Annotated in this window: 11 protein-coding genes and 1 other RNA gene; 5 read left to right on the top strand and 7 right to left on the bottom strand. The window is 65.1% G+C overall.

Annotated elements, in window-relative coordinates; genetic code table 11:
• Positions 1–2: 2 nt before the first annotated feature.
• The 3 genes from pheA to gyrA are packed head-to-tail and all read right to left on the bottom strand — an operon-like array spanning position 3 to position 4,871.
• Entirely contained in the window at positions 3–1,088 is a 1,086-nt protein-coding gene (gene pheA, locus AC6CIE_RS11995; RefSeq protein WP_175122837.1) for a prephenate dehydratase, read from the bottom strand.
• Positions 1,081–2,211, bottom strand: a complete 1,131-nt coding sequence (gene serC / locus AC6CIE_RS11990; RefSeq protein ID WP_218345148.1) for a 3-phosphoserine/phosphohydroxythreonine transaminase — start codon at positions 2,209–2,211, stop codon at positions 1,081–1,083. Before serC ends, pheA begins: the two co-directional genes overlap by 8 nt.
• Positions 2,211–4,871 (bottom strand): DNA gyrase subunit A, encoded by a 2,661-nt coding sequence (gyrA, locus tag AC6CIE_RS11985; RefSeq protein ID WP_175122839.1) that lies wholly within the window; start codon positions 4,869–4,871, stop codon positions 2,211–2,213. Before gyrA ends, serC begins: the two co-directional genes overlap by 1 nt.
• Before the next feature lie 412 nt (positions 4,872–5,283).
• Here gyrA and ompA point away from each other — a divergent pair, with 412 nt between their 5' ends.
• From ompA to ssrA, 5 genes are all read left to right on the top strand, one after another.
• Positions 5,284–5,865 carry an outer membrane protein OmpA gene (ompA, locus tag AC6CIE_RS11980; RefSeq protein ID WP_056322232.1) on the top strand — a complete coding sequence of 194 codons (582 nt, stop codon included), beginning with the start codon at positions 5,284–5,286 and terminating at the stop codon, positions 5,863–5,865.
• A gap of 148 nt (positions 5,866–6,013) precedes the next feature.
• Positions 6,014–6,742: a bifunctional 2-polyprenyl-6-hydroxyphenol methylase/3-demethylubiquinol 3-O-methyltransferase UbiG gene (ubiG, locus tag AC6CIE_RS11975; RefSeq protein WP_105237922.1), complete on the top strand. Its 729-nt coding sequence runs from the start codon at positions 6,014–6,016 to the stop codon at positions 6,740–6,742.
• Positions 6,739–7,413, top strand: a complete 675-nt coding sequence (locus AC6CIE_RS11970; RefSeq protein WP_175122840.1) for an HAD-IA family hydrolase — start codon at positions 6,739–6,741, stop codon at positions 7,411–7,413. The genes ubiG and AC6CIE_RS11970 overlap by 4 nt, the downstream gene beginning before the upstream one ends.
• Positions 7,414–7,833: 420 nt before the next feature.
• The gene (locus AC6CIE_RS11965; protein ID WP_498092289.1) at positions 7,834–9,012 is read left to right on the top strand and encodes an MFS transporter; all 1,179 of its coding nucleotides are present in this window, start codon (positions 7,834–7,836) and stop codon (positions 9,010–9,012) included.
• 90 nt (positions 9,013–9,102) lie between these two features.
• Positions 9,103–9,491: a transfer-messenger RNA gene (gene ssrA / locus AC6CIE_RS11960) on the top strand.
• Positions 9,492–9,566: 75 nt separating this feature from the next.
• Here ssrA and AC6CIE_RS11955 read toward each other — a convergent pair.
• The 4 genes from AC6CIE_RS11955 to AC6CIE_RS11940 form a co-directional block, all read right to left on the bottom strand.
• Positions 9,567–9,821 carry a hypothetical protein gene (locus AC6CIE_RS11955; RefSeq protein ID WP_498092288.1) on the bottom strand — a complete coding sequence of 85 codons (255 nt, stop codon included), beginning with the start codon at positions 9,819–9,821 and terminating at the stop codon, positions 9,567–9,569.
• A 170-nt stretch (positions 9,822–9,991) separates the two neighbouring features.
• Positions 9,992–12,439: a TonB-dependent siderophore receptor gene (locus AC6CIE_RS11950; RefSeq protein WP_498092287.1), complete on the bottom strand. Its 2,448-nt coding sequence runs from the start codon at positions 12,437–12,439 to the stop codon at positions 9,992–9,994.
• Positions 12,440–12,708: 269 nt separating this feature from the next.
• Positions 12,709–13,719 carry a FecR domain-containing protein gene (locus AC6CIE_RS11945; protein WP_498092286.1) on the bottom strand — a complete coding sequence of 337 codons (1,011 nt, stop codon included), beginning with the start codon at positions 13,717–13,719 and terminating at the stop codon, positions 12,709–12,711.
• A gap of 31 nt (positions 13,720–13,750) precedes the next feature.
• Positions 13,751–14,344: a sigma-70 family RNA polymerase sigma factor gene (locus tag AC6CIE_RS11940; RefSeq protein WP_239212454.1), complete on the bottom strand. Its 594-nt coding sequence runs from the start codon at positions 14,342–14,344 to the stop codon at positions 13,751–13,753.
• Between the last annotated feature and the right edge of the window lie 112 nt (positions 14,345–14,456).

Here is a 14,456-nt window from a genome sequence, read left to right as displayed (position 1 = left end):
ATTCACTGCGCCGGGTACGAGCCCAGCACTTTGAGGTAGGCAACCTGCGCCTGCAGGGCCGCCAGGGCGCGCTCGACATTCGGGTCGTTCCGGTGGCCCAGGACGTCGACGTAGAAATAGTATTCCCACTGGCCCGTGCGCGCGGGGCGCGACTCGAAGCGCGTCATCGACACGCCGTTGGCGGCCAGGGGCGCCAGCATTTCATAGACGGCGCCCGCGCGGTTCGGCACCGCCAGGATCAGGCTGGTCTTGTCCTTGCCGCTGACCAGGGGCTCGATGTTGCCGATTGCCAGGAAGCGGGTGCGGTTGTGCGGGTCATCCTGGATGCCGGCGGCGACGATCTGCAGGTTCCAGGCGGGCGCGGCCACTTCGCCGGCGATGGCCGCGATGCTCGCATCCGACGCGGCGGCGCGCGCTGCTTCGGAATTGCTGGAGGCGGCCACGCGCTCGACGTCGGGATAGTTGCGCGTCAGCCAACCCTGGCACTGGGCCAGCGCCTGCGGGTGCGCGGAAATGGTCTTGATGCCGTCCATGCCGCCCGATTGCGACATCAGGCAATGGCGGATGACGAGCGAACGCTCGCCCAGGATCTTGACCGGCGTGTTCAGCAGCAGGTCCAGGCTGCGGTTGACAGCGCCTTCGGTGGAATTTTCCACCGGCACCATGCCCACGTCTGCCTGACCGGCCTCGACAGCCCGGAAGACCTCGTCGAACGAGGCGCAAGGCAGCTTCTGGACCGCATGGCCAAAGTGTTCCAGCGCAGCCTGCTCCGAGAACGAACCCTGCGGTCCCAAAAACGCGACGGTCATGCCGCGCTCCAGGCCCCGGCATGCGGAGATGATTTCGGTCCAGACCGACGCCACGCCGGCGTTCGGGAACGGACCCGGATTGATCTGCTGCAGGCGGCGGATGACCTCGGCTTCGCGTTCGGGACGCAGCACGGGTCCATCGGCGTGCGCGGCATGCTTGGCCTCACCCACTTCGAGCGCGGCGCGCGCGCGCTGCGACAGAAGATCGAGGATCTGCGCATCGAGGTCGTCGATGCGCTTGCGCAGGGGAAGCAGCTTGCGCTGCAGCTCGTCATCCATGGCGGCGCTCGAATTCCTTCAGGTACTCGACCAGCGCCGCCACGCCTTCGAGCGGCAGCGCGTTGTAGATGGAGGCGCGCATGCCGCCCACGCTCTTGTGGCCTTTCAACTGCGTGAGGCCCGCTGCCTCGGCGCCCTTCAGGAAGGCGTCGTTGAGCGACTCGTCATGCAGCACGAACGGCACATTCATGCGCGAACGCACGGGCGCGTGAATGGGATTGCGGTAGAAGCCGGTGCTGTCCAGGTAGCCGTACAGCAGATTGGCCTTCGCCTTGTTGGCGGCTTCCATGCCGGCCACGCCGCCGTTGGCCTTGACCCACTTGAACACCAAGCCCGCGATGTAGATCGCAAAGGTGGGCGGGGTGTTGTAGCGCGAGTGTTCGGCCGCTACGTTGGCGTAGTCGAACGCCGAGGGGCAGATCGGCAAGGCCTGGCCAATCAGGTCGCGGCGCGCGATGACCATGGTGACGCCGGCCGGGCCAGCGTTTTTCTGCGCGCCGGCGTACATCATGCCGCAGCGCGACACGTCCATCGGGCGCGACAGGAAGTGCGAAGAGGCGTCGATGACCAGGGGCACGTCGGGTGCGCCCAGGTCAGCGGTGTCGGGCCAGTCCAGGAATTCGACACCGCCAATGGTTTCATTGCTGCACAGGTGCAGGTAGGCCGATTCCTTGCGCACCTGCCAGGTATCGGCAGGCGGCACCCAGGTCAGCGGCGCCTGTTCGCGGCCGTCGATCTTGGTGGCGTGATCGGAACTGGCCGCGATGTGCGTGCTGCCGTAGCGGCCGGCTTCCTTGTACGAACGCTTGGACCAATGGCCCGTCACGACGAAATCCGCAGCTGGGGCGCCGCGGCGTCCCATGAGATTCATGGGAACGATGGCGTTTTCCCCGGAACCGCCGCCTTGCATGAACATGACGGCGTAATCGGCCGGCAGGCCCAGCAAGTCGCGCAGATCGGACTCTGCTTCATCGCAGATCTGCACGAAATGCTTGCCGCGATGGCTCATTTCCATCACGGACATGCCGCTGCCGTGCCAGTCCAGCATTTCTGCAGCGGCTTGCTGCAGCACCACCTCGGGCAAGACCGAGGGGCCGGCCGAGAAGTTCCAGGGGCGGGCCATTATTGCTCCGTAGGTTCCGTCGAATCTGCTGCGTCGTTGCTGTCGTCGCCACCGGTTTGCTGGCCGTCTTCGTCCAGTTCGCCGTCATCGTCCGCGTCGCTTTCGACGACACGGCGCACGCCGGACAGCGTGCTGCCGTCGTCGACGTTGATCAGCGTGACGCCCTGCGTCGCACGGCCCATTTCGCGGATCTCCGCGACACGGGTGCGCACCAGGACGCCGCCGGTGGTGATGAGCATGATCTCATCGGTAGGCGTGACCAGCACCGCGCCCACCACCTTGCCGTTACGCGAGGTGGTCTGGATGGCGATCATGCCCTTCGTGCCGCGGCCATGGCGCGTGTACTCCGCGATCGGCGTGCGCTTGCCGTAGCCGTTTTCGGTGGCGGTCAGCACCGTCTGCGTTTCGTCGCCGGCGACCAGCAGCGCGATGACCGTCTGCGTGTCCTCGAGCATCATGCCGCGCACGCCGCGGGCGTTGCGGCCCATCGGACGCACGTCGTTTTCGTCGAAGCGCACGGCCTTGCCGGCGTCCGAGAACAGCATGACGTCGTGCTTGCCGTCGGTGAGATCCGCGCCGATCAGGTAGTCGCCATCGTCAAGGTCGACGGCGATGATGCCGGCCTTGCGCGGGTTGGAGAAGTCGGACAGCGGGGTCTTCTTGACCGTGCCGCGCGAGGTCGCCATGAAGACATAGTGGTCTTCGCTGAATTCCTTGACCGGCAGCACCACCGTGATCTTCTCGCCGTCGGCCAGCGGGAACATGTTGACGATCGGCTTGCCGCGCGAGTTACGCGTGCCTTGCGGCACTTCCCAGACCTTCAGCCAGTACACACGGCCGCGGTTCGAGAAGCACAGCAGGAAGTCATGCGTGTTGGCGATGAAGAGCTGGTCGATCCAGTCGTTTTCCTTCATGGCCGTCGCCTGCTTGCCGCGCCCGCCACGCTTTTGCGAGCGGTACTCGGACAGCGGCTGGCTCTTGATGTAGCCGCCGTGCGACAGCGTCACGACCATGTCGGTCGGCGTGATCAGGTCTTCGGTATCGAGTTCCGTCGCGTTCAGTTCGATTTCCGAACGGCGCGAATCCTTGGCGCCGGTCGAGAACTCGGCCTTGATGGCCTGCAGCTCTTCGCTGATGATCGTCGTGATGCGCTCGGGACGGGCCAGGATGTCCAGCAGGTCGGCGATGGTGGACATGATGTCCTTGTATTCGCCAACAATCTTGTCCTGCTCCAGCCCGGTCAGGCGTTGCAGGCGCATGTTCAGGATTTCCTGGGCCTGCGTATCGCTCAGGCGATACAGGCCGTCGCCCTGAAGACCGAACTCGACGCCCAGATCGTCCGGACGGAAAGCCGCGCGGCCGCCCGGCGTGTCGCCGTCGGCGCGCGACAGCATTTCACGCACCAGCGACGAATCCCAGGACTTCGCCATCAGTTCCTGACGGGCGACAGGAGGAGTCGGGGCCGCCTTGATGATCGCGATGAAATCGTCGATGTTTGCCAGCGCCACCGCCAGACCTTCCAGCACGTGGCCGCGCTCGCGGGCCTTGCGCAACTGGAAAACCGTGCGGCGCGTGACCACTTCCCGGCGATGCTGCAGGAAGTAGTCGATCATCTGCTTCAGGTTGAGCAGGCGGGGCTGGCCATCGACCAGCGCCACCAGGTTCATCCCGAAGGTGTCCTGCAGCTGGGTGTTCTTGTAGAGGTTGTTCAGCACGACCTCGGGCACTTCGCCGCGCTTGAGCTCGATGACAAGGCGCATGCCGTCCTTGTCCGACTCGTCGCGGATGTCGGAGATGCCTTCGATCTTCTTGTCGTTGACCAGCTCTGCGATGCGTTCCTGCAGCGTCTTCTTGTTGACCTGGTAGGGAATCGCGTCGATCACGATCGCCTGGCGATTGCCCTTCTCCATGTCTTCGAAGTGCGTCTTGGCGCGCATGATGACGCGGCCGCGACCCGTGCGATAGCCTTCGCGCACGCCGGACATGCCATAGATGATGCCGCCCGTGGGGAAGTCCGGCGCCGGGATGAGCTCGATCAGCTCATCGACCGTGCACGCCGGATTGCGCAGGCAGTACAGGCAGCCGTCGACCACTTCCTGGAGGTTGTGCGGCGGAATGTTGGTCGCCATGCCCACCGCGATGCCGGAGCTGCCGTTGACCAGCAGGTTGGGCAGGCGCGACGGCAGCAGCAGGGGTTCCTGTTCGCTGCCGTCGTAGTTGGGTCCGAAGTCGACGGTTTCCTGGTCGATGTCGGCCAGGAGTTCGTGGGCGATCTTGGCCAGGCGGATTTCGGTGTAACGCATCGCCGCGGCGTTGTCGCCGTCGATGGAACCGAAGTTGCCCTGGCCGTCGACCAGCATGTAGCGCATGGAGAAATCCTGCGCCATGCGGACAATGGTGTCGTACACGGACTGGTCGCCGTGGGGGTGGTACTTACCGATGACGTCCCCGACGATACGCGCTGACTTCTTATAGGCGCGGTTCCAGTCGTTGTTCAGCTCGTGCATCGCGTAGAGCACGCGCCGGTGGACAGGCTTCAAGCCGTCCCGCACATCCGGTAGCGCCCGACCGACGATCACGCTCATCGCGTAATCGAGGTAACTGCGGCGCATCTCTTCTTCCAGCGATACCGGAAGCGTCTCCTTGGCAAAGGAATCCATATATATAACGACAGAATCGTGTAAGGAGGAACCCGGGCCGGGTAAACAGGAAATTCTATCATTCGATTGGGGGACCGGTCCGATGGGCCGTCCGAAGGCGCCGCAAGCGGGCCGCAACGGACCGATCAGAAACGCCGCCCGGCCACGCCCACCCGCGCCCTGCGGCCCTGTTGTCAAAAACCAACATGGGAAACGGCAGGAGTGCCGAAAACGTCATATCCAGCATTAATGCGCCTGTCCAGGGAAGCCAAAGCCCCCCAAATGCCTTAAGATTGTTTCCAGCACGCAGGAAACCCAGTAGCTATTCCTTTGAACCAGCTCTTGGCGTTGCTATACTGGCCCCGTTTTCCTGATATGCGGCGGGGGTTCGCTGCGAGTCACTTATCCAGCTTCAAGCTCAACGAGGAGAAACATGAACAAACCCTCCAAATTCGCTCTGGCGCTCGCCTTCGCCGCCGTCACGGCCTCTGGTGTAGCTTCCGCGCAAACCGTGGACAACTGGCGCAACCCGTTCGGTAACGTTTGGAAGAACGGCACGAACGAACTGTGCTGGCGCGATGCCTTCTGGACCCCGGCCACCGGTATCCCCGGTTGCGACGGCGTCCCGGTTGCCCAACAGAAGGCGAAGCCGGCCCCGATGGCGGCAAAGGTCGTGTTCAATGCTGACACGTTCTTCGACTTCGACAAGTCGACCCTGAAGCCCGAAGGTCGCCAACTGCTGCAGCAAGTCGCTCAGCAAGCCAGCACCATCGATCTGGAAACGATCATCGCCGTCGGCCACACCGACTCGATCGGTACCGAACAGTACAACCAGAAGCTGTCCGAGCGCCGCGCCGCTTCGGTCAAGGCTTACCTGGTCAGCCTGGGCATCGACCCCAACCGTATCTACACGGAAGGCAAGGGCGAACTGCAGCCGATCGCTTCCAACAAGACGAAGGAAGGCCGCGCCCAGAACCGTCGCGTTGAGATCGAAATCGTGGGTAGCCGCAAGTAATTGCCGGACTAGCTACAATAAGGGGGCCTCGCATAGCGAGGCCCTTTTTTTCGCCTGCGATGCACCCCTCTGGTGCATCGGCAAGCCCCTTCCTCGCCTAGCGCGCTGGACCCCTCTATATATAGAGCAGCCTTACGCCGGACCGCCCATGAACACGCAAACTCACGACACCGCGCAAGCCTCCGTCAACGCCGATCAGGCAGAAATCGACAAGTTCAGCGCCTTGGCCAGCCGCTGGTGGGACCCCGAAAGCGAGTTCAAGCCGCTGCACGCCATCAATCCGCTGCGGCTGGAGTGGATTCAGGAATGCGCCGGCAGCCTGGCCGGCCGCAAGGTGCTGGACGTAGGTTGCGGCGGCGGCATCCTGTCGGAAGCGATGGCCCGCAGCGGCGCCGATGTAACCGGCATCGACCTGGCCGACAAGTCCCTGAAGATCGCGCGCCTGCATGGCCTGGAATCGGGCGTGAAGGTGGAGTACCGCAAGGTGCCCGTCGAAGAACTGGCTGCCGAGCAGCCAGGCCAGTATGACGTGGTGACCTGCATGGAAATGCTGGAGCACGTGCCGGATCCGGCCTCGATCGTGCGCGCCTGCTCGACGCTGGTGAAACCCGGCGGCTGGGTGTTCTTTTCGACGTTGAACCGCAACGCCAAGTCGTTCGTGTTCGCGATCATCGGCGCGGAGTACGTCCTGCGCCTCCTGCCCCGCGGCACCCACACCTACGACCAGTTCATCAAGCCCAGCGAGCTGTCGGCGGCGGCGCGCGGCGCCGCCCTGGAACCGGTGAGCATGCGCGGCATGGAATACAACCCGATCACCCAGATCTACTCGCTGACTTCCGACACCTCGGTCAACTATCTGATGGCAACCCGTAAATGAGCGCCCTGATCCTGTTTGATTTCGACGGCACCCTGGCCGACACCGCCCCCGACCTGGCAGCCGCCGCGAACCGTCAGCGCACCCGCCGCGGCCTGGAGCCAATGGCATACGAGGCGCTGCGTCCCGTGGCATCTCAGGGCGCGCGCGGACTGTTGCGCGTGGCGCTGAACCTGCAACCGGGCGACGCGGACTATGAGCCCACCCGCCTGCAGTTTCTGGAAGACTACGCCGCCAGCTCGACGGTGCACAGCAAGCTGTTCCCCGGGATCGAAGACCTGCTGGCCGACATCCGCAACCGTGGCATGTCCTGGGGCATCGTCACCAACAAGGTCACCTACCTGACCCTGCCCATCGTCGAATTCCTGGACCTGACGCGCGACAGCGCCGTGCTGGTTTGCGGCGACACCACTGCCCACGCCAAGCCGCATCCCCTGCCCTTGCAGCACGCCGCGCGCGAAGCGGGTTTTGAGACCGACCGCTGCGTCTACGTCGGCGATGACCTGCGCGATATCCAGGCCGCCCACGCGGCGGGCATGCCCGCTGTCGCCGCGGCCTATGGTTATGTCGGCGAAGACGACAACGTCATTGCCTGGCAGGCGGAAACCTGCGCGAATTCGCCAGAGGAACTCTGGTCCGCCATCGAGCCGCTGCTGCCCCGCGACTTGCGCTAAATGCCGGGGCTGGGTCGTTTGCCCGTCCGCCCCGCCTTCGGTCACGCCCCGCCTTCGGTGATGACGCACCTTCCAACGCGGCATCCCCGCTGATGACGCCGCAGCTGCCGGCGATTGTTCTGTCGAATTAGTGCAGCAGGCCGAACAATCTATCCGGATGCCGGGGGTTTATCCGTCCGGCGATCTCCCCTAAAGTGTGAACCGTGCATCGCGATCCGGGGTTGTCCGGATCGCTCCGTTTCCGGCTCATGCCGGCGTTGCAGCCTCCCGCAGGCGGCGACGACATCTCCGTGCTGGCGGACCTCCGCGTCCCGCCGCACCGTGCCCGCTACGTTGACGCGGCGCACGCCCGACCTTTTGACCTTGCCTTCAACTCCCTGCCCGCGCGGCGCCATCCGGCCTCGCGTCCAAGGAATGCCTATGCTTTTGCCCATCCTACTACTTTCCGCCGCCGGCTTCACCATCCTGACCACCGAGTTCCTGATCGTGGGGCTGCTGCCCGGCCTTGCCCGCGATCTGGACGTGACCGTTTCCCAGGCAGGCTTGCTGGTGACGCTGTTTGCCTTCACGGTCGCGGCGACCGGCCCCCTGCTCACCGCCCTGATGGCCAACATGGAACGCAAGCGCCTGTTCATCGGGGTGCTGGTGCTGTTTGGCCTGTCCAACGCGCTGGCCGCCGTGGCGCCCAACATCTGGATCATGGCGATCGCGCGCTTTGTGCCGGCGCTGGCCCTGCCGGTGTTCTGGTCGCTGGCCAGCGCCACCGCCGTCGAACTGGTGGGTCCCGCGCGCGCCGGCCGCGCCATTTCGACGGTAGCGTTCGGCATCGTCGCCGCCACGGTGTTCGGCATTCCGATCGGTGTGCTGATCTCGGACGCGTTCGGGTGGCGCGCCGCGTTCTGGGTGCTGTCCGTGGTGGCGTTTGCCAAGGCCCTGCTGCTGCTGCTGACCTTCCCCAGCACGCGCATCCGCGCCGACAGCGTGCGCCTCGTCACGCAGCTGCGGATCCTGCGCAAACCCATCGTTGTGAGCCATGTGGTGCTGTCGCTGCTGGTTTTCACCGGCATGTTTACGGCCTATACGTATCTTGCCGACATGCTGGAGCGGCTGGGCGGCTTTGACGGCGAGACCGTCGGCTGGACGATGATGGCGTTTGGCGCCGTCGGGCTGGTGGGCAACACGCTGGGCGGACGCCTGGTGGACCGCAGCCCGCTCGGCGCGACGGCGCTGTTTTCGTCGCTGATGGCGGTTGGCCTGGCGTTCGTCGCGCCGGTCATGCAATCGCACGGCCTGCTGGCCGTCGCGCTGGGCATCTGGGGAATCGCCCAGGCCGCACTTTTCATCGTCTGCCACGTACGGCTGATGAAGTCCGCCCCCGAGGCGCCCGCGTTTGCCGCGTCGCTGAACATCTCCGGCGCGAACATCGGCATCGGCCTGGGCGCGGTGGTTGGCGGACATGTGATCGACCACTACGGCCTGGCGACGCTGGGCGGCGCCGCGGCCGTCATCGTGGCGGTTGCCGTCGGGCTGGCCGCGCTGATGATGGCGGCGTCCCGGGGCCGGCGGCAATCCAAGGCGGCGTGCGCCAACGCGGCCTGACGCCAAGCTTGTCTCGCCCCCGCCACGCTTGACACCGCTTGGGTTTACAGGATGGCAGGCGCTTGCATTTGCAGTACAATGGAAGGTCTTGGGGCCGATCCGGATTCGACGTGGGTCGCGAAACAACTCAGGGCATGCCGAGCACCAGTACGCTCGTTAAACCACTGGAACACTACAAACGCCAACGACGAGCGTTTCGCTCTCGCCGCTTAAGCGGTGAGCCGCTGCACTGATCTGTCCTTGGGTCAGGCGGAGGAAGGCAACTTCCTAGGGGGGTAACCCTCGAACCGCAGCAGCGACATTCACAAGGAATCGGTCTGCGCTGGGGTCACACGGCTCAGATTTAAATTACGTGAATCGCTTTGGTCCGGCCTGTCGGTTGGCTAAGTCCAAAGTTAAAACCAAATAAATCGACTACGCATGTAGAACTGGTTGCGGAGGGCTTGCGGACGGGGGTTCAATTCCCCCCGGCTCCACCAAATTCCGTTCAGCAACGTCAGCTGAAACCAAAAATCCTCAAGGGTGCAGACCCTTGAGGATTTTTTTCGTCTGGGTCACTGCCGGTTCACCCAGTCCTGGGCTCCTTCGATGAACCAGGGGAGATTCAGGCGTTCGCCCTCGCCCGATTGAATCGTCAGGCGCTGGCCGGACGGGTTGGCGTTGTTGTTGGAACCCGCCGGCGAATCCAGCGGCCGGCTGCGGTAGTCCACGTTGTTTCGCGGTTGCTGCGGGGTCTCTGCGCAGGCGGCGAGGGCTGCGATGGCCGCCCCGGCGAGCGCCAGGCGCAGCGCTGCGTGATGAATCTTCATGGTGTTCGGTTCCTGCTGGCGGCACAGGCCGGCGTGCCAGGCGAAACGGCCTTTCCCGTACCTTACTCGCATTAGGGTGGCCGCGTCAGGCAGCTCGGGTCGCCTGGCCGCCCACGTCAGCCTTCCCCCCTCCCACCGAAGCAGGTCGGGCGCGGGCGCGGCCTCCCAGGTCAGAACTGATACTTCAACGTCAGCATGGCGTGGCGGGTAGGCGCGTAAATCCCGGTGTAGAAGGTGGTGTCCAGCCCCTGCAGGTACTTCTTGTCGAACACGTTGTTCAGGTTCAGCGTGGCCGAGAGCTGGCGGTTGAAGTCGTAGCGCGCCATCAGGTTGGCGACGGCGTAGGCGGGCTGCTCGCCTTTGAGGGTGACGCCCGGCAGGGACCAGGTGGTGGCGCTGTAGTAGATGCGGCTTTGCCAGTTGACGCCGCCGCCCACGGTCAGGCGATGCCAGTCGCCGGGCAGGCGGTAGGTGGTCCACAGCTTGGCCATGTGGCGCGGGAAGATCGTTCGGATAGTCCCGCCCTCGCCGTCCTTGGTGATGCTGTAGCTGTAGCTGAGCGCGGCTTGCCAGCCGGGGGCCAATTCGCCGTTGAACTCGATATCCAGGCCCGACGTTTTGGCGCCGCTGACGGCGCGGTACGCCGGTTCCCGCACGGTGCCGGGCACGAACTGGCCTTCGTCGACTTCGGCAAGGTTGTCCTGGCGGATCTGATAGAGCGCGATGGCGCTGGTGAGACGGCCGCCAAAGTAGTCGCTCTTCAAGCCGATTTCGTAGTTGTCGCCGGTGCGCGGGTCCAGCACGTTGCCATTGCGATCGCGGGCGCTTTGCGGCTTGAAGATGCTGGTGTAGCTGGCGTAGACGGAATGCTGGTCGTTCAGGTCGTAGACGATGCCGGCGTAGGGCGTGACAACGCCGCTCTCACTCATTTCCGTGATCTTGTTGTTTCGCGCCAGCGCGGGCGACGTGTAGATCTGCGAGAGCTTGTAGCGGTAGTTGCTGACGCGCGCCCCCACGATGACGGCGAGGTCGTCTGTGGGCTTCAGGCGCAACGCGGAATAGACGCCCTGCTGCTTTTGCCAGCCGTCGTAATCCATGAGTTTCTGGCCTGACGCGGTGGGCCCTGCAGGGTCGTTGCCCCAGGTGTAAATGTTGACGTCACGGCCTTCGATGTCGTCGTCGGCCGGCTCGTGATAGTTATTGAACTCCGCCCAATTCATTCCCACGACGAACTCGTGCTGCCTTCCCCACAATTCGAATGGTCCGGCCGCCTGCACGTCGAAGCCGGTCTGGCGCTGGCGGGCGCTGCCCAGGCCGCCATAGAACTGCACGCCGTCGCCCGTATTGCGCTCGACGAAACCCCAACTGGCGTCGGCCGACGAAAATTCGCGCTTGCCGTGAAGGTAGTTGCCCGAAAACTTGAGCTTCCAGTCGTTGACGAACTTGTGCTCGAGGTTGAGGAAGGCGTTGTAGACCTTGAGCTCGTCGGTGTTCCAGCGTGCCCCGGCGTTGTCGGACGCCTTGAAATCGGTCTGCTGACCGTCAGCGTAAAAGAGCGGCAGTCCGGTCGACGACTGTCCGCGCGGATCGTTGATCTGGTAGTCGATGCCCGCTGTGAGCATTGTGTTCGGCGTAAGGTCGGCCTCCAGCACGCCGTAGAAAACCGACTTGTTTTCCTTGTAATAGTCGATATGCGTGTTGCCCTGCTCGTGCGCAGCGACGAAGCGGCCGCGCAAGGTGCCGGCGTCGTTGATGGGCCCGCCCACGTCCAGTTCGCCGCGGCCACGGCCCCAGGTGCCTGCGCCCACGCTGGCATAGCCCTGGAATTCGCGCGTGGGCTTCTTGCGGATGAGGTTGACGGTGCCCGAGGGATCGCCCGCCCCCGTCATCAGCCCCGTTGCGCCGCGCAGGACCTCGACGCGATCATAGATGGCCAAGTCCGTCTGGCTCTGCGGGATGTTCTGCGACACGATGTCGGTCGCGGTCAGAACGCCATCAAACTGATAGTTATCGATGTTGTAGCCGCGCGAAAGAATCGAGAACCGTCCTGTGCCGATGTTCTGCACCGAGATGCCCGGCGTGCGGTCCAGCAGCGCCTCGATGCTGTCGACGCCCTCGTCCTCGATCCGCTGGCGCGTCATGACGCTGATGGTTTGCGGCGTCTCGCGCTGCGTGAGCGGCAGGCCGGTGGCAAAAGACAAGGGGCCGGTCATGGCGTAACTATGCGCCCCCTCCGTCGCGCCGAAGCCGTCGGCTTGCACGGTGACGGGCGCCAGCGTGGCGACGCCGGCGGGCGCCGCGCGGTGCAGCACATAGCTGCCGCCCTCTGCCGGTGTCGCGGCCAGGCCGGTGCCTGCCAGCAAGGCGTTCAATGCGGCGCGCGGGTCCAGGTTGCCCGATACGCCCGGGCTCTGCTTGCCTTGCGCGAGCTCGCCGGCGCCTGCGACCAGCACTCCGGACTCACTGGCAAAACGCGCCAGCACCGTGCTCAACGGGCCCGCGGGAATGTCGTAGTGCCGCGTCGCGGCGGCGGATTGTTGGGCCGCCGCGGGCTGCGCGGCAGCGTCCGGCGCGTTGACCGCCAGGACCGCCACGCCGCCCGCGATCGCCAATTGCACGACACGCGCCGAGCAGGTCAGGCGGGAACTGCCCGCGAGGCGGCGGAATGAGTGGGGCGGCCGCTTAGCGGCAAGGACTGAATGACGGGGCATGACGAACTGGGTTCCGATGAGGTTTATCGACGAGCCGTGCGATTGAATTCGCTCTCATTAGGGGAATCGAACGAGAACCTCAAAAGCGGAACCGGGCGGGAGAAAAATTGTTGCGATGCCGTGCGAATCGCGATGAATCGCGGACGGGCGGGCGGCGGGAAAGGGTGAGGATCGCGTCAGCGGCTGCCGACCGGACCGCCTCGCGGCTGGATGCTGACCCACCACGGCAAGGTCCGCTGGATGCGGATGGGCAGAACGCCTTCCAGCATGGCCAGCGCCCGATCGGGGTCGGTGGCCGGATAGCTGCCGATGACCGGCAGGTTGGCGATCTCGGGCGCCACGCGCAGCACGCCGCCGCGATAGCGCTGCAGCTCGCTGGCGACATCCGCCAGCGGCGTGTTGTTGGTGACCAGGATGCCGCGCGACCAGGCCTCGCGCGCGGGGTCGGCAGATTGCGTGGCGGCCAGCGCTGCATCCGTGAAGCGCGTCTGCTCGCCCGTCTGGATAACGCGCGTGCTGCCCGTGACGGCGGTGCGCGCTTCGACGGCGCCCTTGTAGACCGCCACCAGCGTCTCGTCGCCGTCGAGCCGCACCGTGAATCGCGTGCCGAGGGCGCGCACCCTGCCCTGCGGGGTATCGACGACAAACGGGCGTGCGGGATCGGCCGCGGTCTGTATCAGTATTTCGCCTGCCAAGAGGCGAAGCCGGCGCAGGCCGCCGCTGTAATCCTCGTCGAAGGCGCTGCCGGTGCCGAGCCAGACGACGGAACCGTCAGCCAGTTCGATCTGCCGGACCTCGCCGGTGGCGCTGCGGTGATCGGCCGCCCAGGCCAGCACCACGCCGGGAAGCGGCGTGAGGCGCCACGCCGCCAGTCCGGACAGGCCCGTGCCGGCCAGCGCCGCCAGGCCGAACAACATCTGACGCCGCCGCGCCATGCGGCTATTGGCCATGCAATAGCCCTTGGCGGCGGCGTCGCGGCCGGGGCTGGACTGGACGGGTTGGAACTGGCTGCTGATGCGCTCGACGTAGCCCCAGGCGGTCCGGTTTTCCTGCGCGCGTTCAAGCCAGGACTGCCAGCGCCGGCGCTCGTCGGGCGTGGCCTCGCCGGAGCGCAGCAGCGCAAACCATTCGGCAGCCTGCTCAAGCGCCTGGTGCGTGGGCTCGACGGCGGATTGCACGGAGGTCATGTTGCGCCTCGAACGCGGAAATCCCAGCCTGTCATGCCGAACCGGTCCCCACGGGCGCGGCCGAATTCACATGGATCGGCGGTTCGATGGCCACCGACCGCGCCTCCAGCATCAGGCAGTGCAGCATGGCCTGGGCGACGTACTTGCGAACCATTCGGGTGGACACACCCAGCTCCTGCGCCACTTCCTTGTCGGACATCTCGCACGCGACCGCCATGACGAAAGCATTGGCGGCTTTGACCGGCATGCTGCGCAGCATGCCGTCGATTTCCAGCAGCGCCTGGATGACGATCACCTGATGTTCAGCCGACGGGGCCACGGCCTCAGGCCGCGCGGCCAGCTCTTCCAGCCACATCTGCTCGATCTGGCGGCGCCGCCACAGGTCCACGCACATGCCGTTGGCCATGGCGCGCAAATACGCCCGAGCCTCGGGAGCGCTGTCGAAGCGGCGCGGCTTCTGGATAAGGCGCACGAAAGCGTCGTGCGCCAGGTCGGCCGCGTCACACGAATTGCCCAGGCGTCGGCGCAACCACCCATGAAGCCATCCGTGATGGTGGGTGTACAGGGATTCGATTTGTGAGGACGGCGCGTCGCTGGCCACGGCGGTAGAAGGACCTCGGGCCATCCTGGGACGCCCGGAAATCTAAATAAGAATTACTCGTGATTATCCGCACAACGGCCCCGTTTTGCAACGCGGCATTTCCGTTGGCGCGAATCGGCGCGTTTAAAGCCCGGCG

The organism is Achromobacter sp. GQ309 (assembly GCF_059759315.1).
Note: the sequence above shows the minus strand (reverse complement) of the source record. Positions and strands in the feature narration are given on the sequence as shown.

What these genes read in the sequence shown, in the direction of transcription:
- ubiG (WP_105237922.1), top strand. Translation starts at nt 6,014, where the DNA reads ATGAACACGCAAACTCACGACACCGCGCAAGCCTCCGTCAACGCCGAT.
- AC6CIE_RS11945 (WP_498092286.1), bottom strand. Translation starts at nt 13,719, where the DNA reads ATGACCTCCGTGCAATCCGCCGTCGAGCCCACGCACCAGGCGCTTGAG.
- gyrA (WP_175122839.1), bottom strand. Translation starts at nt 4,871, where the DNA reads ATGGATTCCTTTGCCAAGGAGACGCTTCCGGTATCGCTGGAAGAAGAG.
- pheA (WP_175122837.1), bottom strand. Translation starts at nt 1,088, where the DNA reads ATGGATGACGAGCTGCAGCGCAAGCTGCTTCCCCTGCGCAAGCGCATC.
- ompA (WP_056322232.1), top strand. Translation starts at nt 5,284, where the DNA reads ATGAACAAACCCTCCAAATTCGCTCTGGCGCTCGCCTTCGCCGCCGTC.
- AC6CIE_RS11970 (WP_175122840.1), top strand. Translation starts at nt 6,739, where the DNA reads ATGAGCGCCCTGATCCTGTTTGATTTCGACGGCACCCTGGCCGACACC.
- AC6CIE_RS11940 (WP_239212454.1), bottom strand. Translation starts at nt 14,344, where the DNA reads ATGGCCCGAGGTCCTTCTACCGCCGTGGCCAGCGACGCGCCGTCCTCA.
- AC6CIE_RS11955 (WP_498092288.1), bottom strand. Translation starts at nt 9,821, where the DNA reads ATGAAGATTCATCACGCAGCGCTGCGCCTGGCGCTCGCCGGGGCGGCC.
- serC (WP_218345148.1), bottom strand. Translation starts at nt 2,211, where the DNA reads ATGGCCCGCCCCTGGAACTTCTCGGCCGGCCCCTCGGTCTTGCCCGAG.
- AC6CIE_RS11965 (WP_498092289.1), top strand. Translation starts at nt 7,834, where the DNA reads ATGCTTTTGCCCATCCTACTACTTTCCGCCGCCGGCTTCACCATCCTG.